This is a genomic window from Flagellimonas cixiensis (genome assembly GCF_042134615.1).
GTDB classification, from domain to species: Bacteria; Bacteroidota; Bacteroidia; order Flavobacteriales; family Flavobacteriaceae; genus Flagellimonas; species Flagellimonas cixiensis.
This window is the reverse complement of record NZ_CP169639.1, coordinates 2169284-2194673: the sequence shown is the minus strand read 5'-3', so window position 1 is coordinate 2194673 and position 25390 is coordinate 2169284. Positions and strand designations below refer to the sequence as shown.

Here is a 25390-nt window from a genome sequence, read left to right as displayed (position 1 = left end):
AAATAATAAAGAAGTAAATCACATTTTGGTTTGTTTAGTCCATTGCAAATAAGATTCCTTTCATTTTTTTTGCTGTTCACCGATATTTTTTTGGATTACGTCTAAAGGTTGTAGGATACGGACCGTCAAGTGCACTAATCGCACTAAAGCATCGTTTTTAAAATAAACCAACAAATTTGACTCCACTTCCCCAAAAGGTGGATGCTACAATACCTACTTAATGCGCCAGACTATATCCCCCTCCTTTTTTACATGGCTAAATGGCCTTTTATTACTATTCTCATTTGTTTCGAATGCTCAGTTTAACGAGGTCACGTTTACCAATTCAGAACCCATTTCATTACGTCCAACCACATCGGTTTTATTGGCTGGACAGAAAGATTATAGTTTCGATGAAATCAAGAACAACCCTAACCTGAATTTTGTTCCGTTATCCAGTTTAAAGGAAAACCTGGGTTTTTCCAATGATCATTATTGGATGTCCTTTACTTTGGAAAATCCTACCGACAAGTATACGCAGTACTATTTGGAAACTGCCAGACCCATCACGGACATTGTCAACCTTTATCTGGTTGACATTAATGGGGAAGTAGAAAAACAATTCAGTGGAGATAAAATTCCTTTTTCAAAAAAGACCATACAGCATAGAAAATCAATTTTTGATATTGCGCTTGAGCCGCATCAAAAAATGCAAGCTTATATTCACCTAAAAAGTGATGGGGAAGTTGTGATGCTGCCCTTGAATCTGTATTCGGAGAATAGTTTCTTTAAGCTTACATATAAAGAACAGGTTTTCTATGGGTTCTTTTATGGCATATTGATTTTAGCGAGCATAATCTACCTTTTTTTCTATTTTGCATTAAAGGACAGGGCTTTTATCTACTATGCCCTATACGTGCTTTTTATTGCATTGCTACAGTTTTCTTTGGATGGATTTTTTCACCAATATTTTACCCCCCAAGGAGGCTGGCTGTCCGATAGAGCCGTTTTACTTACTGCGTTTATCTCCTTATTCTTTTTTGGAAAATATGGAGACATCTTCCTAAACCTGAAAAAAAACAGCCCTGTTTTACATGTTGCCAATAAAGCCCTCAGTATAGGAATCGTTATAGGAGTTTTTGTTTTGGCTGCAGTCCCAAGTCTTTTTAAAAATTGCTATCCCTTGGCCAATGCTATTGGTATTTTGGTCTTGATTCATATGACTTGTGCCATAATCACCTTAAAGTTGAAAAAGGAAAAAGTGGACAGCTACTTTATCATAGGTGTAACTTTTCTGATTGCTGGATTTGTCGTCTTCATCCTTAATAATTTCAATACCATAGAAAATTCATTTTTCACTAGCAACGGAACCAAATTTGGTATTGGGTTGGAGATTATCTTTCTATCCATTTCCATGAGCAATAGGATTCGCAATCTTCGAATGGAAAATGAGCATAACCAGTTGTTGGCACTGCAAAGGGCACAAGACATGAACGAAATCAAATCGTCCTTTCTATCCAACATTAGCCATGAACTTAGGACACCTCTTAATTTAATCATGGGCGTAACCACATCCCTACAAGAAAACAAGGAAGAGGAAGATCTGGAAGAAAAATGCAAAATGATCCTAAGCTCTTCCAAAAACCTATTGGGTTACATTGAGGACATTCTAGATTTTACGGTCATTGAAAAAGGTGATCAAGAATTAAAAGAGGTTCCATTTGATTTAAAATCGACTCTAACAAAGATTGTTAATACCCAAGAGAAAAAGGCGCAATTAAAAAATTTGGAGTTTACTACCCATATTTCTGATTCACTGCCAGCAAGAATTATTGGAGACAAGGGCAAATTGGTACAAATACTCAATCATATTTTAGACAATGCCATTAAGTTCACCAATCAAGGTGCCGTAGCCTTACAAATCGATTGCAAAACAAACAAGGATAAAACCACCATTACATTTACAATTAGCGATACGGGAATCGGCATTTCAAAGGAAAAGATGAGCACCATTTTCGAATCGTTCACAAAGAAGTCCTTTATGGATAAGCGGGAGTTTAGTGGTTTGGGATTGGGACTCTATATTGTAAAAACCTATGTTGATCTACAGAATGGCCAAGTTCAATTCAGAAACAATCAACAACAAGGAACAGTTTGCGAGCTTAATTTGAGTTTTGAGATAGATGAGGATATGGCACTTGTGAATGAAGAACAAACAATTGCATCATTTGATAAAAAATTGGGCACAAGCGATATCCTTTTGGTAGAGGACAATAAGATGAACCAAACCGTGGTAAAGTTATTATTCAAAAAGAACTGGGGAGGCATTAACCTTACCATTGCAAACCATGGAAAAGAGGCTTTGGAACTGATGAAGACCAAGACTTTCGACTTTATATTAATGGATTTACAAATGCCTGAAATGGATGGCTTTGAAACTACTTCAATCATTAGAAGTGGGGAAGCACAATGTCCTGCAGACATTCCAATAATAGTTCTTACCGCGGACAACACCAGTACAACCCGTAAGAAAATATTTGAACTTGGCGCCAATGATCTAGTCACCAAGCCTGTCAATGGACCGTTATTGTTCTCTAAAATGAACAAACATTGCTTAAGAAAACGTGTTCATAAAGTGGCCTAATCATTTAAACCCAAATAGATTCTTATTTACCTTAGAAAGTTCTCTATTTAGAAAACATAAAAAAGCATGTCCCAAAAGAAACATGCTTTTTGACTTTTAAAATTCAAAGCAACTTTAAGATCCCGTAACCAAGTTTAAGAAGTCCTTGTCCCTTTGTGGGGAAACAAAGCATTCATTATCAAAAAACATGGTAGGTGTTTCGGTTGCATTATAAACGGGCCATTCTGGTAATGCATCGTGGTTCGGGTCACCTGTTTTGGCGAAATTGATCCAAGCCTGACTCATTTTATGGGCCAAAATGTGAGCTTTTTCTCCTCCACCTGTCATTTGAACCGCTCTTTCAATATTATCAAACACAAAAGGAAGTTCCATACAATGAAGGGATTTGTACTTTCCATCAAAAACTGGTGATTGCCAAGTAAATAGATACATGTACACTGGAGCGCCACCTTTTAATGCGGATTTTCTATTGGCCTGAACAACTGCACCTGGACGGAAAATAGCGTCAATATCTAACAAATCCGATGGACGGGTGTCATCTGGATAAGCCTTTTTAACCGCTGCCAAATATTCATCAGCTTTATCCTTATATGTTTCATTGATATGCGCCATTATTTCCTCCTCAGAGGCACCAAAAAAACGACCATTGTAAAACGGCGTAAACTCATTTTTGGTAGTCCCGATCAAAAGTGGAATGTCTTTGGACAACTCAAAGGCTTCATCTGAAAGCAACTGATATGGAAAAACATTGCCATCATGACTTGGGCCCCAATTCAAGGAACCTAATCCAACAACAGGTTTACCTTCCGCTTTCATTTTTTCACCGACCACTTTCAACGCTTTGGAGCTAGCTGCACTCAATTGTTCAAAAGGTATGTTTTGTAAACTATCCACTTGGCTCGCCGACAATCCCAATTGGCTTAAAACTTCCGCTCCAATGGCCTGAGTAACTTCCTTTTCCAACATATTGGCACGCATTGCGCCACTTTGGTTGATGGCTTTATGGAAAAGTCCCTTAGCTCTTGGCATGGCCATTAAATTGTTCACCTTGGCCCCTCCACCAGATTGACCAAAAATGGTCACATTGTTTGGGTCCCCTCCAAAGTTTGAAATATTAGCTTTCACCCATTCCAAAGCAGCAACAATATCCAAAATACTGTTATTGGCCGAGGTCTTGTATTTTTCACCATAAGCGGATAAATCCAAGAAACCGAGCACGTTTAATCGGTGATTGATGGATACAACAACAACATCACCTTTCTTACTCAAATTTTCGCCATCATAGGATGGTAATTCTTGGCTTGAACCCGCGGTGTATCCGCCGCCGTGAATCCAAAATAGTACAGGTCTTTTCTTTTGGTCCGTACTAGGTGTCCAAATATTAATGCGTAGGCAATCCTCACTGGTGTATCCCCAATCGTGGTCAAACACAAACTCGGATTCGTCCATAACCGATGTGGTTGGTGTCAATAGTGGAGCTACTGGGCCGTACATGGTCGAACTACGAACACCCTCCCAAGCATCCACTTTGGTTGGCGCCATAAATCGTTCGGCTTTGGCATAGGGAATACCTTTATAGGTATAAATCCCATTTCTGATAAAACCTCTTACCTTGCCAGACTCTGTATTGGTAACGGCGACATCTTTGCCTGTTTGAAGTTCAATTTGCGCATCCACTTTAGGTAAAAGCAATGCAAATACCATTGCGAATAGCATGGTTGATTTAATTTTCATTTGAAATAGTTTGATAGTTTATGTTATGCCCTATGAAAATAAATAAAAATCCAAAAGATGTTTTAAGAAATAGCTTTGAACCATAAACAAGAGGCCATTTATAGAGGTTTTTAACACATTTAGACGCAATGTTACAATTATGGAACTCCAACTAACCAAAAAAGCCTGAAAGCAAATTGCTTTCAGGCTTTTTTATAATTCATTGGTGACCCAGGGAGGATTCGAACCCCCAACCCTCAGAGCCGAAATCTGATATTCTATCCAGTTGAACTACTGGGCCAATTATTATGAACTAAGCTTTGCTTTTACAATGGTGGAAATGGTTTTTCCATCGGCCTGACCCGCCAATTCTTTGGAAACAATTCCCATTACCTTGCCCATATCCTGCATACCTGATGCACCTACTGCATCGATGGTTTGCACAACCACTTTTTCTATTTCTTCTTCTGTAAGTTGTTCTGGTAAAAACTTTTCAATCACGGCTACTTGCGCCAATTCTGGTTCGGCCAAATCATCACGGCCTTGCTCTTGATAGATTGCGGCACTGTCTTTACGCTGCTTTACCAATTTCTGAACCAACTTTACCTCATCCTCTTCGGAAAGTTCTGTACCTACTTTTTCTGTTTTCGCCAATAATATGGCAGACTTAATGGCTCGCAACGATTCCAAGGCAACGGTATCCTTTGCCTTCATTGCGGCTTTCATTTCTGTCATTACCTTTTCTTGCAGTCCCATTTGTTCTTTTTTAGGGTTGCGAAGATAAAAAATAAACCCGAAAGAAAACGAACTTTCGGGTTTAAGCCTTCCATAATATAATGGATGTTAATGTACACTACTAATCAACATTATCATGCAAAAAAGAGTTATTGGAACGTAATTGAAGGTCATCATTGCTATCCTCACTTAAAGTGGTTCTTGAAACCTTCTGCTCCTTGGGCACATCGTTAAGGTCTACTCCCTGACGTTTGTAAGCCGGCTCTTTTTCTATTTCGTCTATACTGTTTCTATTGTTTTGAAACTTATAGTTAAAGTTTTTCAGCTTTCTTCTTCTTTCATCCGCTCTATCTCTTAAAATGTCGCTGATAGAACTGTTCATTGGATCCAAACTGGCAGAAGTTTCCTCATGCTGTTTTTTTTCTTCAACCTTTACGGTCTTTTTCTCAAAAACAAGCTCGTTCTCCACCAACTTAGGCTCATGGGTTTCTGCCATTGACTTAGCCCCAGTCAATTTATTTTCCAACTCCATGTATTCTTCCAAATTGTAGCGTGTTTCTCCTTCTTTGTTGTATTCAAGTACTGGATTCACCTCTACATATTCGTTTACTTTCACATCACCAATACCATCATCCAAATTAAAGGTGATGGTGTGCTCCTTTTCGTCTTCTTCCTCAACATGTTGGTTCAACGGCATATCAAAGCTTAACGTAAACTGATCTTCATTTGACTTCGGCTCAACCACCTCGGCATCCACCACATCGATATTGTTCAGAATACTTTTGGCCTCTATAATAATAAAGTCATCTTCTTTGGTGGGCTCTGCAATTACCTCCTCGTAGAACACATTAAAGTTTCTGATGTAATTGGTGGTCGGAATCAAATCAGGGTCTTTAGGTGTTGGAGCAGGCGCTTCTTTTTCCTCCACCATATCCAATGTATGTTTTACAATGGTCGGTTCTGGCTCTGGCTCCGGTTCAGGCGTTTTTTCAACCCGTACTTCTTGTACCGCAGTAGCCTCCGGAGTTAAATCTTGTTGTGCGGTCTGCTCATCTTCCAAGGTATAAAACACCTTTTTGGATTCCGTATTTACAATGTTGTCTTGTTGGTCTACATTAAAACCGGTTGCAATAACAGTTACGGCAATTGCCTCGCCTAGGTTTTCGTCTTCACCAACACCCATGATGATATTGGCTCCGTGACCTGCTTCAATCTGAATATGATCGTTGATTTCCCCGATCTCATCAATAGTGATTTCTTGGGAACCGGATACAATCAACAACAATACGTTTTTGGCTCCTTGTATTTTATTATCGTTCAACAATGGAGAGTCCAAAGCTTTCATAATGGCTTCAGTGGCTCTTGCTGAACCTGAAGCCACCGCAGACCCCATAATGGCGGTTCCACTGTTTGAAAGCACCGTTTTGGCATCCCTAAGGTCAATGTTTTGTGTGTAGTGATGTGTAATTACCTCTGCAATACCCCTTGCTGCAGTGGCCAATACTTCATCTGCTTTAGAGAAACCGGCCTTAAACCCAAGATTACCGTAAACTTCCCTTAATTTGTTATTGTTGATGACAATGAGTGAATCTACATTGGCACGCAATTTTTCAATTCCCGTTTGGGCTTGTTTGTTACGCATGGCGCCTTCAAACTGGAAAGGCATGGTTACAATCCCCACGGTAAGCACATCCATTTCCTTGGCCAATTTGGCAATTACAGGAGCTGCACCTGTTCCTGTACCACCACCCATTCCAGCAGTGATAAAGGCCATTTTGGTGTTTTGTCCCAACATGGATTTAAGATCTTCCATGCTTTCCAACGCTGCCTGCTCTCCAACTTCTGGGTTAGCTCCAGCACCCAATCCTTCTGTCAACGAAACGCCCAATTGGATTTTATTGGGTACAGAACTATTCTGCAAAGCTTGGGCATCGGTGTTGCAGATTACAAAATCCACTCCATTGATGCCGGCCTGGAACATGTGGTTGATGGCATTGCTACCTCCTCCTCCAACGCCAATAACTTTAATTACGTTGCTTTTGTTCTTGGGCAAATCAAAAGCTATGTTATCAAATTCAGTGTTCTTACTCATAACGGTTGTGTTTCTTATGGGGTTTATTATTCTGCGTTATCCAAAAAGTCTTTCAACTTCTCGGACCACTTATCAAAAATTGATTTTCTCTCACCATGGGTCGCCATAGTTGCCTTAGCTCCCATTTCTTGTTCTTGTTCCACCAACACCTCTTCTTCGACCAAGGTGTTGTCTTGATGAAGTCCCAAACTCTTTTTCTTAGATTCCAAGGAATTCATCAACAATCCAACAGCGGTGGCGTACAACGGACTGGCCACTTCTTCATCGGAATCCCCTGCCAAATGCTCGTTTGGATATCCAATTCTAGTATCCATTCCTGTGATGTATTCCACCAACTGCTTTAAATGCTTCAATTGGCTACCGCCACCGGTAAGCACAATTCCAGCAATCAGTTTTTTCTTTTGCTCTTCGTGTCCGTAGTTTTTGATTTCCACATACACCTGTTCCACGATTTCCACCACACGGGCGTGGATGATCTTCGAAAGATTTTTTAATGTAATTTCTTTGGGCTCACGACCTCTAAGTCCTGGAATGGAAACAATTTCGTTGTCCTTGTTCTCCCCTGGCCAAGCAGAACCAAATTTTATCTTCAACAATTCAGCCTGCTTCTCAATAATGGAGCAGCCCTCTTTAATGTCTTCGGTAATGACGTTACCCCCGAAAGGAATCACGGAGGTATGGCGGATGATGCCGTCCTTGAAAATGGCCAAATCTGTAGTTCCACCTCCTATATCGATAAGGGCAACACCCGCTTCTTTTTCTTCTTGACTCAACACGGCATCTGCAGAGGCCAAAGGCTCCAAGGTGATGTTACCAAGATCTAAACCTGCACTTTTTATGCAACGCCCAATGTTTTTTATGGAGGAAACCTGACCTACCACCACATGGAAATTGGCTTCCAAACGTCCACCGTACATTCCAACAGGCTCCTTGATTTCAGATTGACCATCCACTTTATATTCTTGAGGCAACACGTGGATGATTTCCTCACCTGGAAGCATCACCAATTTGTACACTTGGTTGCATAACTTATCCAAATCCTCTCCATCTATTACCTCCTCCGAATTGGGACGTGTGATATAATCGCTATGTTGAAGGCTACGGATATGCTGACCGGCGATACCCACTACAACAGAACCAATTTTAAGACCTGAGTTTAACTCGGCCTGTTCCACGGCCTGCTGAATGGAGGAAATGGTCTGGGTGATGTTGTTCACCACTCCACGGTGCACACCAAGACTCTTGGATTTTCCAGTGCCCAATATTTCTATTTTTCCATACTCATTTTCCTTACCAATGATCGCTACGATCTTGGTAGTTCCAATATCCAACCCAACTGAATAATTACCCTGTTCCATACTTTAAATTTTGGTGCAAACCACTTGATTGTTGAACTCTAAACTCACTGTTGCATATTCCTCCAAGGTTTTATCCTTGGTGGCCTTGGTATAAAAGGCCATAAAATTTTTAAACTTTAAATTGAGGTTTTCCACCCCTCCCAAATTCACCACAAAGTTTTCCATTCGGAATTTGAGCTGGTAGTTTCCTTCCTCTTCAATATGTATGCCGATGACATTTTTCCTAAGAAAATCATCATCGTTGATATAGTTCAAAATCACATAGGCATCCTCTAAGGTCTTTCCGGTTATCTTTCCTGTAATTATAGGAACCCTTGCCGAGTGGTACCTTGACAATGGCATACGACCTCCCGTGTCATCCAAATAAAATTTGGAGACGCCTTCAACTCTCCCAATGGGTTTGCGCTGAATTATCTCAGAGATAAGCTCCCCGTTTACAGTAAGATAGACTTGGGCATTTTTGACCATATCGTTGGATAGAATTACCTCCTCTATGGTATTCAAAACTAACTGTTCTTTTGCCCTATTTTCAAGGGGTCCGCATTTTTGTATTAACAATTTATTAACCGCATCCTCTGTTAAGTACAGGTTATTTTCACCTACAAACTCAACGGAAATTTTGCTTACTTGTCTTTTACTGTTTCGTTGATCGGCAAAACCGTAGAGCGCGACCACGGCGACCAACAAAAAGGTCAGTTTTATGTAATCCCAATTAATGCGCATAACTCAATTCTTTTTTGATTTTTGGTACTTCCAAACCAATATCACCTGCTCCAAGCGCAACCAATACGCCCGATTTGCAGTTACTCACTTCTTTGATCAAGTCTGATTTTGAAACCAGTTTCTTGTTCGGATTCTCTATTTTGTCCAACAACCATTGTGAGGTCACCCCTTCAATGGGCTCCTCTCGGGCGGGATAAATTTCCAGTAAAATAATGTCATCGAATTGCGATAGACTCTTTGCAAAATCATCCGCAAAATCTTGGGTTCTGGAAAACAAGTGGGGCTGGAAAATCACAGTGACTTTCTCTCCCGCATGCATTTCACGAACAGCTTGATATACCGCATTTATTTCTGTGGGATGATGCGCATAATCGTCGATGAACACAAAATCCTTTTGTTTGATCTGATAGGAAAACCTACGTTGAACCCCTTTAAAACTCCCCAAAGCTTCAGCAAGGCGGTGTGGTGGGCAGCCTGTTTGCACCGCCATCGCGAAAGCAGCTAATCCATTGAGCAAATTGTGCCTTCCAGGTTTGTTGAACTTTACATTCGTGATAACCTCTAAAGGCGTGACGAGATCAAATATGTAGGTACCATGTTCAATGTTAATATTTTGAATGCAGTAATCGGAACCGTCCTCAATTCCGAAAGTGCTTCCTTCCAGGGACAATCCATTACGTACAAATAGTTTTCCGTTGGGTTTAATTTTGCCCACAAACTCCCTAAAAGAGTTTTCCAACTCCTCTTTGGTGCCATAAATATCCAAATGGTCTGCATCCATCGAAGTAACACAGGCGACAGTTGGGGTAAGTCGCAAGAATGAACGGTCAAACTCATCGGCCTCCACTACAGAATATTCGGTTCCCTCCAACACAAAGTTGCTATTGAAGTCTTCCGAAATCCCACCCAAAAATGCCGAAAATGGTAATTCACATTCTTTGAGCAAATGGGCCAGAATGCAAGAGGTCGTTGTTTTTCCATGGGTTCCCGCAACGGCAAGACAAAAAGAGTCTTTAGTGATGATACCCAATACTTCGGAGCGCTTCTTTAAATTAAAACCGTTGTTCTTATAATATTGGAATTCCGAATGCGAAGCTGGTACGGCTGGCGTATACACCACCAAGGTTTGAGGATGCTTGAACTCTTTAGTAATCAATTCCACATTGTCCTCAAAATGAACCGAAATACCCAATTGCTCCAAACCTTCCGTAATAGGAGTTGGGGTTTTATCGTAGCCTGCCACTTTTTTTCCAATAAAATTGAAATAGCGGGCCAAAGCAGACATACCAATACCTCCGATTCCGATAAAATAGACGCTATGTATATCCTTTATATTCATTTTTCAAATTTGTCAGTTCGAGCGCAGTCGAGAACAGTAATTACCTCTCGACTCCGCTCGAGGTGACCTACTTTATTTATTTGTTCTTTTAATTGCAATCTCACTTCTTCAACAACTTTTCAATTTCATCCACAATATGCTCCGTAGCCTTTGGCATGGCCATCTTTTTAATATTCACTCCCAATTTTTTTTGCATTTCCATTGACTCCATCAATTCAGAAAAACGAGTTTCAAATGCCATATCCAATTCGCTTTCGCGAAGCATAATGGCTGCATCTTTTGCTACCAATGCTTGGGCGTTCTGAGTTTGATGATCTTCCGCCACATTGGGCGATGGAATAAAAATCACCGGTTTTCCCACCAAACACAATTCAGAAACCGAACCTGCACCAGCTCTAGAAATAATTACATCGGCGGCGGCATAGGCCAAATCCATTCGATTGACAAAGGCCAATACTTTTACCTGTTCGGATTCGTGTTTTTTATATTCTTCGAAATACAGTTTTCCACATTGCCAAAGCACTTGAAAGCCTTGCTTTTCAAAGAAACTGAGTTCTTTTTCTATCAATTGGTTGATACGTCTTGCACCAAGGCTACCACCCAATACCAATACTGTTTTTTTATCGCCATCAAGACCGAAAAAGGCAGCTGCTTCTTCCTTGCTTTCTTTTATCTGAACCAAGTCAGTTCGGATAGGATTTCCTGTCTTTACAATCTTTTCCTTTGGAAAAAAGCGCTCCATCCCGTCGTAGGCCACACAAATCTTCTCTGCTTTTCCCGCCAACAGTTTGTTCGTAATTCCCGCAAAGGAATTCTGCTCTTGAAGCACACAGGGAACACCCGAACTTTCGGCCATTCGCAACAAAGGTCCACTAGCAAAGCCTCCCGTTCCAATGGCAACATGGGGCTTGAACTGCTTCACTATGTTACGTGCTTCTAACAAACTACTTATCAGTTTTAATGGAAACATGAGATTTTTCAATGTCAGTTTCCGTTGTAATCCACTTATCCACAAACCTTTTATTTCGTATCCAGCCTGTGGTACTTTTTCCATCTCCATTTTATCCTTGGCCCCCACGAATAAAAACTCGGCATCGGGATGCCTTCTTTTTAATTCGTTGGCTATGGCCACTGCAGGATAAATATGTCCTCCCGTTCCTCCTCCAGAAAGTATAAACCTATATTTGTCCACTTAATACTTCTAAAGGATTGGTTTCATCTATATCGTAGGATTGCTCCTCTAAGTTTTCTTTTTTATTGCTGGCGCTCAACACAATTCCGATGGCCATACAGGTCATCCAAATAGATGTTCCTCCCATACTGATCAATGGCAAGGGTTGCCCTGTAACAGGAAACAACTGCACTACCACGGCCATATTGATGAATGCTTGAAAAACAATCGGCAAGCCGACGCCTATTACCAATAATTTTGAAAAAATGGTTTTGGCCGAATGCGCCACGACCACAATTCGGAACAGCAAAAGCAAATAGAAAAAGAGCAAGGCTCCTCCTCCCAACAGTCCATATTCCTCAATAATGATGGCAAAAATGAAGTCGGAAGTACTTTGCGACAACAAATTCTTCATCACACTTTTTCCAGCACCTTTACCTACAATTCCACCTTCGGCCACTGCAATCTGAGCCAAGGTCAATTGATGTAAATCGTCTTTATCTGCATTTTCTGGATGAATAAAGGTTTCTATCCTAGATTTCCATGTTCCAGCTCTTTGTGGCAAAACTTCTGGCGCTTTAAAAAGTACAAATAGGAACATTCCTCCGAGGACAATTCCCGTACCGACCATGGCAAGCAAATATTTTAAGGGGTAACCTCCTAAAAAGCAAAGCACCAACACCATAAAACTAATGATGGCCGCCGTAGAGAAGTTTTCGGGCAAAATCAACAATATGACCAAAGCCACAGGCAACCAAAGTGGCAACAGACTTTCTTTAAAGGTGATTTTTACATCTTTGATCTTGGTCAGGTATCTCGCAATCCAAATCATTAGAACCACCGAGGCCAAAGTTGAAGTTTGAAAATTTACCCCAACAAAAGGAATCTTAATCCATCGGTTGGCAGTAACTCCTCCAATTCGTGTTTCGACAGTTAGGGTATAAGCCAACAAAAGCAACACAATGGGCAATGCAATTATGGACAGCCCTTTAAAGTAATGTGTTGGAATTTTGTGAATGGCATAGATAATTCCAAATCCCAAAAACAGCAATATGGCGTGCTTTACCAAATGCCCCAAGGTGGTTCCGTCATTATTGACGTACACCAAATTGGTACTGGCACTGTACACCGGCAAAAATGAGAAAAGAGCCAAGAGGGCCACTACGCCCCAAATGGCTTTATCACCTTTCAGATTTTTGAAGATTGCAAACACGTTCTACAAGTTTTTTACCGCGGTTTTAAATTGATCTCCTCGGTCTTCGTAATTATTGAACAAATCGAAACTTGCGCAAGCTGGCGACAACAAAACGGCATCACCGCGCTCAGCAACTTTATAGGCCACTTTCACGGCTTCTTCCATGGAATACGTCTCTACCATTGGTGTGATTACGTTTCCAAAGGCTTCTATCAACTTGGAATTATCAACCCCCAAGCAGATGATGGCCTTTACTTTTTCCCGAACCAAGGGCATCAACTCGGAATAATCGTTCCCTTTGTCAACGCCACCCACAATCCATACGATGGGTTTTTTAATACCATCCAAGGCATAAAAAGTGGCATTTACATTGGTGGCTTTTGAATCGTTTACGTATTCCACATGGTTTATTTTCAGAACCTTTTCCAACCTGTGGGCCGCTCCTTGAAAGGATTGGATACTTTGACGAATAGTCTCCTTCCTCACCCTCACTAAATGCGCTGCCATGCTGGCTGCCATTGTATTCTTCACGTTGTGCTGACCTTCCAAGGCCAAAATATCTCTACTCATTTCCAAGGTTTTATTTTCTAATTTTATTTTAATCGTATCGTTTTCCAACCAAGCTCCTTCTTCCATTTTCTTTTGCACAGAAAAGGGTATCAATTTGGATTGAACTGGGTGTTCCTTTAGCCATTCCACAATCACTTCATCATCTGCATCATAGATCAGGTAATCATTTTCATCCTGATTCATAGCTATTCTGAATTTGGAGGCGATATAGTTTTCAAACTTGTACTCGTATCGGTCCAAATGGTCTGGGGTGATGTTGGTAAGGATGGCAATATGTGGTTTAAAATCCACGATTCCATCCAGCTGAAAGCTGCTTATCTCCAACACATAATGGTCAAAATCTTGTTCGGCCACCATTTTAGCATAGCTATCACCGATGTTCCCTGCCATTCCCACATTCAATCCACCATCTTTCAACAAATGATGGGTCAACATCGTGGTAGTGGTCTTCCCGTTACTTCCTGTGATTCCAATGATTGTTGCATCGGTGTATTTTGATGCAAACTCAATTTCAGAAATCACCGGAATCCCATTTTCTACCAATGCTTTTACCAAAGGCACCTTATCAGGTATCCCTGGGCTTTTCATCACCACATCGGCGTTCAGGATTTTAGTTTCGGTATGCTTGCCTGACTCCCATTCAATCTCAAAATGTTCAAGAACTTTTTGGTATTTCTCCTTTATTTCTCCTTTGTCCGAAACAAAGACTTCAAATCCTTTTTGTTTGCCCAAAATGGCGGTTCCCACACCACTTTCTCCTCCTCCGAGTATCACCAACCGACCCATTTATCTAATTTTTAAGGTCACAATACTGATGATGGCCAACATGATTCCAATAATCCAAAAACGGGTCACAATTTTACTTTCGTGGTACATTTTCTTTTGGTAATGATGGTGCAATGGTGCCATCAAGAAAATCCGTTTTCCTTCTCCATATTTCTTTTTGGTATGTTTGAAATAGCCCACTTGCAACATCACAGAGAGTGATTCCGCAAAAAAGATTCCGCATAAAATCGGAATCAACAATTCCTTTCTAACGATGATGGCAATAACCGCAATAACACCTCCAATGGTCAAACTCCCTGTATCCCCCATAAAAATTTGAGCGGGATAGGTATTGTACCATAAAAATCCAACCAGAGCTCCCACAAATGCGGCTATAAACACCACCAATTCCTCTACACGGGGCAGGTAAAAAATGTCCAGATAACCTGAAAACTGAATGTTACCCGACACAAAAGCAAAGATGCCCAGGGTGAGCACAATTATGGCCGACGACCCTGCAGCAAGCCCATCGATTCCGTCCGTAAGGTTGGCTCCATTGGAAACTGCGGTCACAATTAAAATTACCACCATTACAAAAATGACCCAGGCATATTCTGCCGCGCCATCCCCCATCCATGAGATAAAATCAGCGTAATCCAACTGGTTATTTTTGAAAAAAGGAACGTTGGTCCTCAAGGATTTGGTCTCTTCGCCAAAAACTCGTTCAACCTTAAAATTTTGGGTAATGGTTGTGGTATCCTTCTCCTTTACGGTCACATCTGGATGAAAGTAAAGCGTCAATCCGACAATCAACCCCAGTACTACTTGACCTATTACTTTAAAACGCCCCTTAAGCCCTTGTTTATCTCTCTTAAATATTTTGATGTAGTCATCTATAAATCCGATGATACCCATCCAAATCATGGTGACAATCAACAGGATGACATAAATATTTTGAACATCGGCGAACAACAAAACAGGCAACAAGGTGGACCAAATAATAATCAAACCACCCATGGTGGGTGTTCCTGCTTTTTGAGATTGTCCTTCCAACCCTAAATCACGAACCGTTTCGCCAATCTGCTTTCTTTGTAAAAAAAGAATGATTCTCTTTCCGTAGACCATTGCAATCAATAGAGACAACAATACAGCCATCGCCGCCCTAAAAGTGAGGAACTGAAAAAGTCCCGCCCCCGGAATGTCGTATTGCTTATCTAAAAAATCGAACAAATAGTATAACATGGTCTATTTTCCTATTTATTTAGGCTATCCAAAGCCTCTTTTACTTCTTTAAAATCATCAAACTCCACTCGAACGCCGTTGGTTTCTTGATAGGTTTCATGTCCTTTGCCCGCAACCAGAATAATATCGTTGGACAGGGCCAACTTGCAAGCTGTTTTAATGGCTTGCTTTCTATTTTCAATGGACAAAACCTTTCGGGTATTTTGAGGCTCTACTCCCGCTTCCATTTCTTCAATTATGGCTGCTGGGGATTCCGAGCGAGGGTTATCTGAGGTAAATATGGCATGGTTGCTCATTTCTGAAGCGATATGACCCATAACCGGACGCTTAGACTTATCACGGTCACCACCACACCCCACTACGGTGATGACGTTTTCATTTCCAGTCCTCAATGCATTGATCGTAACCAATACATTTTTAAGTGCATCCGGCGTATGGGCATAATCAACAATAGCCGTTATTTTCTCTTTTGATATGTAATATTGAAACCTACCATCTACATTTTCCAGCTCGCTTATCAATCGTAGGGCTTCCATTTTTTCGAGTCCTAAAAGTGCTGCTGTGGCATAGATGGCCAATAAATTATATGCATTAAAATCACCGATCAATTTGGACCACAATTCATTTTCATCCACCTTTAATAGTTGTCCGTTGAATTGCTTTTCCAAAATCTGGGCGCGGTAATCTGCGAAAGATTTAAGTGCGTAGGTATATTTTTTGGCCTTGGTGTTCTGCAACATGACCAAGCCATTTTTATCGTCGATGTTCACCAATGCAAATGCTGTTTTTGGCAGACCATCGAACAATTTCTTTTTGGTATCACGGTACTCCGCAAAAGTTTTGTGGTAGTCCAAGTGATCGTGCGAAAGGTTGGTGAAAATTGCCCCTTCAAACTGCAATCCTTCAGCTCTTTTTTGATGGATTCCGTGAGAACTCACTTCCATAAAGCAGAACTCCACCCCAACTTTGTTCATTTCACTCAGGTAGTTGTTGATGGTCAACACATCTGGAGTGGTATGGGTTGATGGGTATTCTTTATCATCTACCAATACTTTTATGGTAGAAATCAACCCCACTTTATACCCTGCTTTTTTGAACAAATTGTACAAAAGCGTGGTTACCGTAGTTTTTCCGTTGGTTCCCGTAACCCCAACCAGTTTTAGGTTTTTGGATGGGTTGTCGAAATAGTTGGAGGCTATAATCGCCAAGGCACTGTTACAATCATCTACCTTTAAATAGGTAACACCGTCCACCATCAATTCTGGAAGATCTTCGCACACAATGGCTCTTGCTCCCGAATCCACAGCTCTTTGGATGTAGTTGTGTCCGTCGGTCACAGTACCACGAACGGCCACGAACACATCATCCATTTCCACCTTACGGGAATCGAAATGCACTTGGTTCACCATTACGTTGGTGTCGCCACTCACAGCAGATAGACCTACCTTATACAATATGTCCTTCAATAACTTCATGAAAGCTCCAATACTATTTTTTTAACTTCTTTGAGGTTGGTTCCCTGGTTAACGGATTGTGTTTTTACTTTTCCGTTTCCTTTTACCTCTACCTCTATGCCCAAATTCTCCAAAATGGCAACGGCATCCATGCCACTCATACCTTTTACATTGGGCACGGTACTATGTTTTTTCTGTACCTCGGCGTAATAGGCTTGGTACTTTTTGTTCAATTCTTCGTCAATGATTTCCTTTTCCTCCACTTCATCCACCATTGGGGAAATCGCATGAATCTTTTGAGCCATGGATTTAAATACAGGACCAGACACATCAGCGCCATAATATCCCTCTTTCTTATCTGGCTCGTGAATAATCACAATGCAAGAATATTTTGGATTGTCCGCTGGAAAGTAGCCCGCAAAAGTGGAGATATAGGCGAGCTTATCGGGGTCTTTGGCCACATAATTCTTTTGTGCGGTTCCTGTTTTACCTGCCATGGAAAAATTCTTGGAATACAGTTTATGTCCAGTTCCATAATCTTTCTCCACTACATCTTTGAGCAGCTGTTGTACTTTTTTGACGGTTTCCTCGGAGCAGATGGAAGAGTTCATCACTTGCTTGTCAAATTTCTTCACCACCTTGCTTCCTTCACGTACTTCAGTGATCAATCGAGGTTTTACAAAAACTCCATCATTGGCAATGGCATTGTAAAAGGCCAAAGTTTGCATTGGAGTCATAGATACTTCGTAACCGTGGGACATCCATCCCAAAGAGATTCCAGACCAGCCTTTATCACCAGGGTAGCGAATTACTGGGTCACCTTCCCCAATGATAGGAAGCCCCAATTTTTCATGCAATCCCATGTTCATCAAACGGTTCACGAATTTTTCCGGTTGTTCCTTGTAATTTTCATTGATGATCTTGGCAAAAGCAGTGTTTGAAGAAACTGCAAAAGCTCTGGCTACACTTATTTCACCATACCCACCCCATTTGGAATCCTTTACCACCCCATCGTAAATGCGGTACCTTCCATTTTCAGTATCAATAACAGTACTGGTATCAACCACCTTATCTTCTAATGCAGCTACCAACGACATCAATTTGAAAGTAGAACCCGGCTCATGGGATTCCCCCACGGCGTAGTTCAACTTTTCGTAATATTTTCCTTCGGAGGTTCTTCCTAAGTTGGAAATGGCCTTCACCTCTCCTGTTTCCGTTTCCATTACCACCACACAGCCATGGTCGGCCTTGTATTTTTCCAATTGCTTTAGCAATTCGTGATGCGCTATATCTTGAATGTTAATATCAATTGTGGAAACCACATCCAAACCATCTTGAGGCTCAACAATATTGTCCAAACCAACAGGTTTCCATTGCCCCTTGGCAATTCTTTGTTTCAGTCTTTTACCTTCTTTGCCACGCAAATAGGTTTCACCGAATGCTCCATCCAAGCCTACGCGGGTATAGTAGCCATTTTCATCTACACGCTCATATCCGATACTTCTTGCGGCCATCTGCCCCAATGGATATTCACGCACTACACGATGAGTTTCAATGAACCCCCCTTTATAAGGTCCCAAATTGAACAATGGGAATTGTTTGATTCTGATATAATCCAAATACCCTATGTTGCGGGCCACTAATTTGTATCGGTTTCCGTTGGCTCTAGCCTTTCGGAACAGCTGACGGTAATAAGAAGATGGTCTATTAAAAAGTTGTCCTAAAGAGTCGGACAATGCCCCTACATTATTTTGAAAGTTCTCTTCGGAAACAGTCTGTGCATCAAAACGAATCTCATATTTAGGCACCGATGCCGCCAACAAACTACCATCTTCAGAATAAAGGTTACCTCGATTAGGTTCTATGGTAAACATCTTTTCGGTTTTGCTCAATGCCAATTTTTGATACTCTTCGGCACGCACCACCTGAATATCGACCAACTTTACCACCACGGCAATGGCCAATACCACAAGACCCCCGGAAACCAGGTACAGTCTATTCATGATATTTTTTTCAGTGATGGCCATTAGTCTTCAGATTTTACCCTTATTTTTTTTGGTGGATTTTGTGATGGCACCAACCCTTGGGCCAACATGCTTTCGCGCAACGTGGATTCCAATTTTAGTTGCTGTACGCTGGAACGCGCTTCAAAGAATTCGCTCTTCAACATGCGCACTTCCTCATTCAAGGCGGCAATTTCGAGCACTTTTTTATCGGCATTATGGCTACTGGAGATCATCATGGCAGCCAAAAAAGAGGCAAACAATAAAAACAGCCAGTTCTTGGGAGCATCTCCACTCACCAAAAACTTACCTTTTAATATATCCAGTAATCCTTTTCTCATTTCATGTTCGTTTTGTCATTCCCGCGAAAACGGGATCTATATGTTTGGCTCCTTTCGACTGCCTGTCCCCTCACGCTCTGGCTTCCTGCTCGTTCGGCAGGCGGGCGCTCAGCGTCCGAGAACTTTTATATTTTTTCTGCAATACGGAGCTTCGCACTTCTCGCTCTATTGTTCTGGGCTATTTCTTCTTTTGATGGCACGATCAACCCCCCAACTTTTTTCATAGGCACATTAATGTTCCCATAAAAATCCTTTTCAGGCTCCCCGTCAAACTTTCCAGCACGGATAAATCGTTTTGCCAAACGATCTTCCAAAGAATGATAACTGATCAAGCTCAACCTTCCACCTTCGTTCAACAGTTCGGGCACTTGAAGCAAAAACTCCTTGAGCACCTCAATTTCTTGGTTCACCTCGATGCGAATGGCCTGATAGATCTGAGCCAAAATCTTGTTCTCTTTCATTTTGGGCAGAAACTTTTTCAAGACCGCTTTCAACTCATCTGTAGTTTGAATGGGATTTTCCGACCTTGCGGCAACGATGGTTTTCGCCATGGCATTAGCATTGCGCAATTCGCCATATTGAAAAAGTACTGTCGCCAAATCTTCTTGGGAATAGGAATTGACCACCTCAAAGGCCGACAACTCACTGTTTTGATTCATCCGCATGTCCAAATCGGCATTGAACCGAATGGAGAAGCCTCGTTTGGCTTCATCGAACTGATGGGAAGACACCCCAAAATCCGCCAAGATTCCATCAACTTTCCGAATGCCATAGAACTTTAAATACTGTTTGAGATAGCGAAAGTTCTGGTTGATCAATTGAAACCTTTCATCTTCAATGGCATTCTGCAGGGCATCTTCATCTTGATCGAACGCGAACAATTTTCCGCCTTCACCCAATCTTTTCAAAATTTCTTTGGAATGTCCTCCGCCACCAAAGGTGACATCCACGTACACTCCATCTTTTTTTATATTCAATCCGTCCACCGACTCTTGCAGCAGCACTGGATTATGGTATGCACTACTCATCGTCCGCAAAAATCTCTTCGGCTAAATCCGCATAATCCTTTTCACCTTCAGCCAAGACTTCTTCATACATATCCTTGTTCCAGATTTCGATTTTATCGAAAACCGCATTGAGCACAACTTCCTTATCTATTTTAGCGTAGTCCACCAAATTCTTAGGAATTTGCAATCTGCCCGAATCCCCATCAATGGTCACTTCTTTCATGCCCGCCACAAAGTTTCTCACAAAAGCATCGTACTTTCGGTTGATTTTACTTTTCTTCATGACTTTTTGCATGAGCACATCAAATTCTTGTTTGGGATACAACTCCAGACATTGCTGAAAAACAGACCGCTTGATCACGAACCCATCCTTTAAAACAGGCAAAAGCTGATTCTTTAAAGAAATGGGCAATAGCACCCTCCCTTTAGTGTCAGCTTTACAATCATGTTGTCCGATGATATGGGTCACTAGAAATCAATTGGTTACTTAATACAACTCAAATATATAGATTTTATTTCCACATTTCTCCACTTAACACCACTTTTGTTAATAAATTCCCCACTTTTTAAAAAAATCGGATGGATTTAACAGCAAACCTTCGGCTTTGGGAATTGCAGATTTGGGGATCTAAATGGCACTTCACCAAAAATCTTCTTACCGTTTGGCTAAAAACCTAAATTCTTTATGATATGAATTGCCTATATTTGCCGCTCTTACTACCAACTAACTTTTGATGGAAGAGCATTTAATTGAGGACGGAAAATATAGATACATTGAGATAGGGGAAGGAACCCCAATGATCATATTGCACGGACTAATGGGAGGTTTGAGCAACTTCCAAGGCGTCTCGGAGTATTTCCCATCCAAAGGGTATAAGGTGCTGATTCCCGAATTGCCCATTTACGATATGCCCCTTTTAAAAACCACGGTAAAACACTTTGCCAAGTTTTTGGAAGAATTCATTGAATATAAAGGACTGAAGGATGTGATTCTTTTAGGCAACTCCCTCGGAGGCCATATTGGACTTTTGCACACCAAATTGTATCCTAAAATGGTAAAAGCTTTGGTGATAACCGGAAGTTCTGGTTTGTACGAAAGTGCCATGGGTGATGGTTATCCAAAACGTGGTGACTACGAATTCATCAAAAAGAAAGCTCAGGATGTATTTTATGACCCCGAAGTGGCCACCAAAGAAATCGTAGATGAAGTTTTTGCCACGGTAAATGATAGAATGAAGTTGGTGAAGACCCTTGCCATTGCCAAAAGTGCAATTCGACACAATATGTCCAAGGATTTGCCACATATGAATACGCCAACTTGTATTATTTGGGGTGAGAATGATACCGTGACCCCTCCCAACGTGGCGAAGGAATTTCATGAATTGTTGCCCGATTCGGATTTGTTCTGGATAAAAGAATGCGGACATGCCCCGATGATGGAGCACCCCAACGATTTTAACCATATTCTTGAAGCTTGGCTCGAAAAGCGAGGATTTTAGCAATTAGATTTTAGTATCGGGCAATGAGATATTTAGGTATTTCATCTCGATACAATTTTTAGATTAATCTAACTTCTCAAATCTAGCATCAAACATCTTTTAAAAATGAAAATCACCTCGGCAGAATTTGTAATGAGCAACTCCAATGTTGCCAAATGTCCTAATGAGCCCTTACCTGAATATGCGTTTATTGGAAGGTCCAACGTAGGAAAATCTTCCTTGATCAATATGCTTATGGAGCGGAAGGGGTTGGCCAAAACCTCTGGAAGACCCGGAAAAACGCAGCTTATCAATCATTTTAGAATCAACAACAATTGGTTTTTGGTGGATTTGCCTGGTTATGGGTATGCACGAGTTTCCAAAAAAGACAAAAAGACCTTTCAAAAATACATTACCGAGTATTTTCAAAAAAGAAAACAGTTGGTCTGTGGTTTTGTTTTGGTGGATATCCGACACGACCCGCAACCTGTTGATTTGGAGTTTATGGAGTGGTTGGGCACCAATCAAATTCCCTTTGCCATCATTTTTACCAAAGCGGATAAATTAAAGCCCGCTACCATAGAAAAATACGCCAACAACTATTTGCAAAAACTTCTGGATGGGGTTTGGGAAGAAGCGCCCACGCATTTTATCACCTCATCTTCCAACCGAATGGGGCGCGAAGAACTTTTAGGTTTTATTGACGACATCAATCAGGAGTTCTTTAAAAACCAATAGAGCACATTCTAAGCACACCTCTTTACTGTTTGGTAATCCAGCGTAAGGAACAGCACTGTTATTCGACCAAATCCACATTAAATTCAAGTTAATTTCAAAAAAAAGAGTAGTGAAAACGGTATTACACAAATCAAATACAAGAGGCCACGCCAATCATGGATGGCTAAATTCTCACCATACGTTTAGTTTTGCTGGATACCACGACCCTAACCGAATGCATTTCGGTGTACTCCGTGTTTTAAATGATGACCAAGTAGCTCCCGGGCAAGGTTTTGGTACACATCCGCATGATAATATGGAGATCATTTCCATTCCCTTGGAAGGTGATTTGGAACATCAGGACAGCATGGGCAACACCACCGTTATTAAGGAAGGTGATGTTCAGGTGATGAGCGCCGGCACTGGGATTTATCATAGCGAATACAACAAAAACCATGATAAAGAGGTGAAGTTTCTCCAAATTTGGCTATTCCCAAACCAAAGGAACGTAGAACCCAGATATGATCAAATCTCGATTCGAGAAATTGAAAAGCCCAATACCTTTTACCAAGTACTGTCGCCAAATTCAGATGACGAGGGGGTTTGGGTGCATCAAGATGCTTGGTTCCATTTAGGAAAATTCGATGCTGAAGCAGCCGACACTTATCAAATTAAAAAAGAAGGTAATGGTGTTTATGTCTTTATTTTGGAGGGTGAAGTGGAAATCAATGGTCAAAAATTGGAAAAACGAGATGGCTTTGGTCTTTGGGAAACCGAAAGTTTCGATTTTAAATCCTTAACCGAAAGCAGGGTTTTACTCATGGAAGTTCCCATGGCCTTGCCCCAAATTGGTGGGTAAACATTTTAAAAAAGCCTCAAAAGAGGCTTTTTTTTATGCTCAAGATAACAAGGCTTGCCTCCAACAAATCTTTATCCATCAATTGAAACTCGGCATTCGTCAATTTGAGTCTCTTTTACTGCTTCACCTTTCATTATTTTGAATAAAATTCAACATTATGAACGACAGTAAAACTGAACTTTCGGGATTCTTTAAAAGAATTCAATTGATTCATAAAGCGATTATGATGAGTCCAATAATTGCCGGTATCATTGTTTACCAAATGGCGGACAACCCATACCTATTATTTATAGAAGCTTGGGATACGCTGTTGGTCGTGGTTATTTCAGGAATTATACTTGGTTTTTACTTTAGCGACCTACTTTTTAAAAACTATCTTTCCAAGATATCTACCAACACCTCACTTCCCAAAAAACTAGAAGGGTTTCAAGCTGCTTATTTATTGAAAATGGTGCTATTGGAAATTCCTGCATTACTTAGTGCGGGCATCTTTTTCCTGACCCAAAACCTACTTTACCTCATCATAATTGGAGGAATAGTGGTTTATATGAGCTTTTTATCACCCAAAAAAGAAAAAATAATCTTAGCCTTGGATTTGAGAGGTGCGGAAAGAGATAAGGTGAATCAGGCCCAGTAAAGGCCTGATTGTTCTAAATTGCTATTTCTTCAACTCCAGTTTTTCTGCGAAGTAATCGCAGAAATCTTTCATGGTCGCAGTCATTTTTTCGTCTTGGGTAGCCTTGAAAAAAGTATCGGCCATGGTCACCAAGGTTTGATGAAAAAACACCTTCATTTCATCCACAGGCATATCTTTGGTCCAAAGGTCAATTTTTAACGACTCTTGGTTTTTACTGTCCCAAACCGATAACATCATGGCCTTGGCATCCTCTTCATTAATACCGCCATCTTGCGCCGACCATTTTAATTCTTCGGGTACGCGATTTTCATCCAACCCAACTTTTAATTTTATTTCTGAAGTATGTACTACTGCCATCTTATCTTTTAGGTTTGTAATTCGATTTCTTTAAAATTTCGTCTGCGGACAATGCAATCAGCTGTTGCAAATCCACATCATTCTTATCCATAAAGGCCCTCACAATCTGCCATCCCATATATCTTCCCAATCGTGGTGGTGATTCATTATCGAGCTCCAAACCAAATTTAGAAAATGGAGCGGGGTCCAAAAACTTTCTATCCAATCCGTTGTCGGTACTGTAAAGGAGTTCACGCTCTACAAAATATTTCCAGATTTGCTCTTCGTTGGCCTGCGCCCATGTCATTTGTTCAGCAGAATATCCAATTTTTTGAGCGTCAGAATGAAAAGGCAACAATTTATCTTTTATATAAAGTTCTTTCCCATAATACACCATGCGGGACAATAAAGTGCGATTTCTTGGGTAACTCAATACTGTTTTTGAAAAGGCACTGGCCACATCTGACACCAAGAACGATTTATCCAACGAAGCTGCAATATAACGCTGAATACCTTCATAAAAGCGGTGGTCGGGGCCCAAATAATTATCCAACCCAACAAGCAACAACGTATCTGCCAATATTATCCGGTCTTCATACCTCACATCCGAAGTCAATGTAACCACATGAGGAATTTTGGTGTTGGGAAAATAGTATTTGATATGTTTAAAAAGGGATTCCAAATCCTCGGACTCGGACTTAAAATCACCAAAAGCCTTATCAACTTCTTCAAATAATTCCACCTGAAGGGTGTCCGTCAACTTTGCCACCCAAACACTATCTGAAAACTGTTCTGGAAACAAATAAGGGTATTTGTTCTTCAAAGTGGGAATCCCGTTTGCATCTGCCGTAGCAAATTCACGATCAAAACGTGATATTTTTAAGTCTATTGGAACTTTGGATATTTCTTCCTCGATTTTATTTTCTTCATTACAAGCCCCGAATAATAAAATCATCAATAATAAAAGGCCAAGAAAAGATGGGATTTTAAAGTATTTAGCGAACCACTTCATTTTTAAGAGGACAGGGTTTA

The 25390-nt window shown here is 40.9% G+C and carries 22 protein-coding genes and 1 tRNA gene; 5 read left to right on the top strand and 18 right to left on the bottom strand.

Annotation, left to right across the window (positions count from 1 at the left end; translation table 11 throughout):
- Positions 1-220 precede the first annotated feature (220 nt).
- Positions 221-2623, top strand: a complete 2403-nt coding sequence (locus ABT310_RS09715; RefSeq protein ID WP_375323707.1) for a 7TM diverse intracellular signaling domain-containing protein — start codon at positions 221-223, stop codon at positions 2621-2623.
- A 114-nt stretch (positions 2624-2737) separates the two neighbouring features.
- Here ABT310_RS09715 and ABT310_RS09710 read toward each other — a convergent pair whose 3' ends face one another.
- The 16 genes from ABT310_RS09710 to mraZ all read right to left on the bottom strand — a co-directional run bounded on the left by ABT310_RS09710 (position 2738) and on the right by mraZ (position 20800).
- On the bottom strand, positions 2738-4357 hold the full coding sequence (locus ABT310_RS09710) for a carboxylesterase/lipase family protein (protein ID WP_375323706.1): 1620 nt from the start codon (positions 4355-4357) through the stop codon (positions 2738-2740).
- A gap of 203 nt (positions 4358-4560) precedes the next feature.
- Positions 4561-4637, bottom strand: a tRNA-Arg gene (locus ABT310_RS09705).
- A gap of 5 nt (positions 4638-4642) precedes the next feature.
- A complete protein-coding gene (locus ABT310_RS09700) occupies positions 4643-5092 on the bottom strand; it encodes a GatB/YqeY domain-containing protein (RefSeq protein WP_375323705.1) in 450 nt (149 codons plus the stop codon).
- A gap of 100 nt (positions 5093-5192) precedes the next feature.
- Complete coding sequence (gene ftsZ, locus ABT310_RS09695; protein ID WP_375323704.1) at positions 5193-7163, bottom strand: cell division protein FtsZ; 1971 nt, start codon at positions 7161-7163, stop codon at positions 5193-5195.
- A gap of 26 nt (positions 7164-7189) precedes the next feature.
- Positions 7190-8521: a cell division protein FtsA gene (gene ftsA / locus ABT310_RS09690; RefSeq protein ID WP_375323703.1), complete on the bottom strand. Its 1332-nt coding sequence runs from the start codon at positions 8519-8521 to the stop codon at positions 7190-7192.
- A gap of 3 nt (positions 8522-8524) precedes the next feature.
- A complete protein-coding gene (locus tag ABT310_RS09685) occupies positions 8525-9244 on the bottom strand; it encodes a cell division protein FtsQ/DivIB (RefSeq protein ID WP_375323702.1) in 720 nt (239 codons plus the stop codon).
- Positions 9234-10583, bottom strand: coding sequence for a UDP-N-acetylmuramate--L-alanine ligase (murC, locus tag ABT310_RS09680; protein ID WP_375323701.1), 1350 nt, complete (start codon positions 10581-10583; stop codon positions 9234-9236). The genes ABT310_RS09685 and murC overlap by 11 nt, the downstream gene beginning before the upstream one ends.
- A gap of 100 nt (positions 10584-10683) precedes the next feature.
- A complete protein-coding gene (gene murG, locus ABT310_RS09675; protein ID WP_375323700.1) occupies positions 10684-11775 on the bottom strand; it encodes an undecaprenyldiphospho-muramoylpentapeptide beta-N-acetylglucosaminyltransferase in 1092 nt (363 codons plus the stop codon).
- Complete coding sequence (locus tag ABT310_RS09670; protein WP_375323699.1) at positions 11762-12967, bottom strand: FtsW/RodA/SpoVE family cell cycle protein; 1206 nt, start codon at positions 12965-12967, stop codon at positions 11762-11764. Before ABT310_RS09670 ends, murG begins: the two co-directional genes overlap by 14 nt.
- A gap of 3 nt (positions 12968-12970) precedes the next feature.
- A complete protein-coding gene (gene murD / locus ABT310_RS09665; RefSeq protein ID WP_375323698.1) occupies positions 12971-14305 on the bottom strand; it encodes a UDP-N-acetylmuramoyl-L-alanine--D-glutamate ligase in 1335 nt (444 codons plus the stop codon).
- Complete coding sequence (gene mraY / locus ABT310_RS09660) at positions 14306-15526, bottom strand: phospho-N-acetylmuramoyl-pentapeptide-transferase (RefSeq protein ID WP_375323697.1); 1221 nt, start codon at positions 15524-15526, stop codon at positions 14306-14308.
- 11 nt (positions 15527-15537) lie between these two features.
- Positions 15538-17001, bottom strand: a complete 1464-nt coding sequence (locus ABT310_RS09655) for a UDP-N-acetylmuramoyl-L-alanyl-D-glutamate--2,6-diaminopimelate ligase (RefSeq protein WP_375323696.1) — start codon at positions 16999-17001, stop codon at positions 15538-15540.
- Positions 16998-19007 carry a penicillin-binding protein gene (locus ABT310_RS09650; protein WP_375323695.1) on the bottom strand — a complete coding sequence of 670 codons (2010 nt, stop codon included), beginning with the start codon at positions 19005-19007 and terminating at the stop codon, positions 16998-17000. Before ABT310_RS09650 ends, ABT310_RS09655 begins: the two co-directional genes overlap by 4 nt.
- A complete protein-coding gene (locus ABT310_RS09645) occupies positions 19007-19324 on the bottom strand; it encodes an FtsL-like putative cell division protein (RefSeq protein ID WP_090293687.1) in 318 nt (105 codons plus the stop codon). Before ABT310_RS09645 ends, ABT310_RS09650 begins: the two co-directional genes overlap by 1 nt.
- Before the next feature lie 125 nt (positions 19325-19449).
- Positions 19450-20352: a 16S rRNA (cytosine(1402)-N(4))-methyltransferase RsmH gene (gene rsmH, locus ABT310_RS09640; protein WP_375323694.1), complete on the bottom strand. Its 903-nt coding sequence runs from the start codon at positions 20350-20352 to the stop codon at positions 19450-19452.
- Positions 20345-20800, bottom strand: coding sequence for a division/cell wall cluster transcriptional repressor MraZ (mraZ, locus tag ABT310_RS09635; RefSeq protein ID WP_285649135.1), 456 nt, complete (start codon positions 20798-20800; stop codon positions 20345-20347). The genes rsmH and mraZ overlap by 8 nt, the downstream gene beginning before the upstream one ends.
- 265 nt (positions 20801-21065) lie before the next feature.
- Between mraZ and ABT310_RS09630 the strand changes: the two genes are divergently transcribed.
- The 4 genes from ABT310_RS09630 (at position 21066) to ABT310_RS09615 (ending at position 24022) form a co-directional block, all read left to right on the top strand.
- Positions 21066-21830 (top strand): alpha/beta fold hydrolase, encoded by a 765-nt coding sequence (locus ABT310_RS09630; protein ID WP_375323693.1) that lies wholly within the window; start codon positions 21066-21068, stop codon positions 21828-21830.
- 105 nt (positions 21831-21935) lie between these two features.
- The gene (yihA, locus tag ABT310_RS09625; RefSeq protein ID WP_375323692.1) at positions 21936-22547 is read left to right on the top strand and encodes a ribosome biogenesis GTP-binding protein YihA/YsxC; all 612 of its coding nucleotides are present in this window, start codon (positions 21936-21938) and stop codon (positions 22545-22547) included.
- 109 nt (positions 22548-22656) lie between these two features.
- Positions 22657-23385, top strand: a complete 729-nt coding sequence (locus ABT310_RS09620; protein ID WP_375323691.1) for a pirin family protein — start codon at positions 22657-22659, stop codon at positions 23383-23385.
- 157 nt (positions 23386-23542) lie between these two features.
- Positions 23543-24022 carry a hypothetical protein gene (locus tag ABT310_RS09615; RefSeq protein WP_375323690.1) on the top strand — a complete coding sequence of 160 codons (480 nt, stop codon included), beginning with the start codon at positions 23543-23545 and terminating at the stop codon, positions 24020-24022.
- Between the two features lie 21 nt (positions 24023-24043).
- On the opposite strand, the gene gldC is transcribed toward ABT310_RS09615, so the two are convergent.
- Both gldC and gldB read right to left on the bottom strand, forming a co-directional pair.
- Complete coding sequence (gene gldC / locus ABT310_RS09610; RefSeq protein WP_375323689.1) at positions 24044-24379, bottom strand: gliding motility protein GldC; 336 nt, start codon at positions 24377-24379, stop codon at positions 24044-24046.
- A gap of 1 nt (position 24380) precedes the next feature.
- A complete protein-coding gene (gene gldB, locus ABT310_RS09605) occupies positions 24381-25370 on the bottom strand; it encodes a gliding motility lipoprotein GldB (RefSeq protein WP_375323688.1) in 990 nt (329 codons plus the stop codon).
- Positions 25371-25390: the final 20 nt, after the last annotated feature.

Excerpts from the sequence above, each read along its gene's own strand:
- gldB (WP_375323688.1), bottom strand. The coding sequence starts at position 25,370 with ATGAAGTGGTTCGCTAAATACTTTAAAATCCCATCTTTTCTTGGCCTT.
- gldC (WP_375323689.1), bottom strand. The coding sequence starts at position 24,379 with ATGGCAGTAGTACATACTTCAGAAATAAAATTAAAAGTTGGGTTGGAT.
- mraY (WP_375323697.1), bottom strand. The coding sequence starts at position 15,526 with ATGTTATACTATTTGTTCGATTTTTTAGATAAGCAATACGACATTCCG.
- murC (WP_375323701.1), bottom strand. The coding sequence starts at position 10,583 with ATGAATATAAAGGATATACATAGCGTCTATTTTATCGGAATCGGAGGT.
- ftsZ (WP_375323704.1), bottom strand. The coding sequence starts at position 7,163 with ATGAGTAAGAACACTGAATTTGATAACATAGCTTTTGATTTGCCCAAG.
- ftsA (WP_375323703.1), bottom strand. The coding sequence starts at position 8,521 with ATGGAACAGGGTAATTATTCAGTTGGGTTGGATATTGGAACTACCAAG.
- ABT310_RS09645 (WP_090293687.1), bottom strand. The coding sequence starts at position 19,324 with ATGAGAAAAGGATTACTGGATATATTAAAAGGTAAGTTTTTGGTGAGT.
- ABT310_RS09685 (WP_375323702.1), bottom strand. The coding sequence starts at position 9,244 with ATGCGCATTAATTGGGATTACATAAAACTGACCTTTTTGTTGGTCGCC.
- ABT310_RS09615 (WP_375323690.1), top strand. The coding sequence starts at position 23,543 with ATGAACGACAGTAAAACTGAACTTTCGGGATTCTTTAAAAGAATTCAA.
- rsmH (WP_375323694.1), bottom strand. The coding sequence starts at position 20,352 with ATGAGTAGTGCATACCATAATCCAGTGCTGCTGCAAGAGTCGGTGGAC.
- yihA (WP_375323692.1), top strand. The coding sequence starts at position 21,936 with ATGAAAATCACCTCGGCAGAATTTGTAATGAGCAACTCCAATGTTGCC.
- ABT310_RS09710 (WP_375323706.1), bottom strand. The coding sequence starts at position 4,357 with ATGAAAATTAAATCAACCATGCTATTCGCAATGGTATTTGCATTGCTT.
- ABT310_RS09650 (WP_375323695.1), bottom strand. The coding sequence starts at position 19,007 with ATGGCCATCACTGAAAAAAATATCATGAATAGACTGTACCTGGTTTCC.
- ABT310_RS09655 (WP_375323696.1), bottom strand. The coding sequence starts at position 17,001 with ATGAAGTTATTGAAGGACATATTGTATAAGGTAGGTCTATCTGCTGTG.
- ABT310_RS09700 (WP_375323705.1), bottom strand. The coding sequence starts at position 5,092 with ATGGGACTGCAAGAAAAGGTAATGACAGAAATGAAAGCCGCAATGAAG.
- ABT310_RS09715 (WP_375323707.1), top strand. The coding sequence starts at position 221 with ATGCGCCAGACTATATCCCCCTCCTTTTTTACATGGCTAAATGGCCTT.
- ABT310_RS09630 (WP_375323693.1), top strand. The coding sequence starts at position 21,066 with ATGGAAGAGCATTTAATTGAGGACGGAAAATATAGATACATTGAGATA.
- murD (WP_375323698.1), bottom strand. The coding sequence starts at position 14,305 with ATGGGTCGGTTGGTGATACTCGGAGGAGGAGAAAGTGGTGTGGGAACC.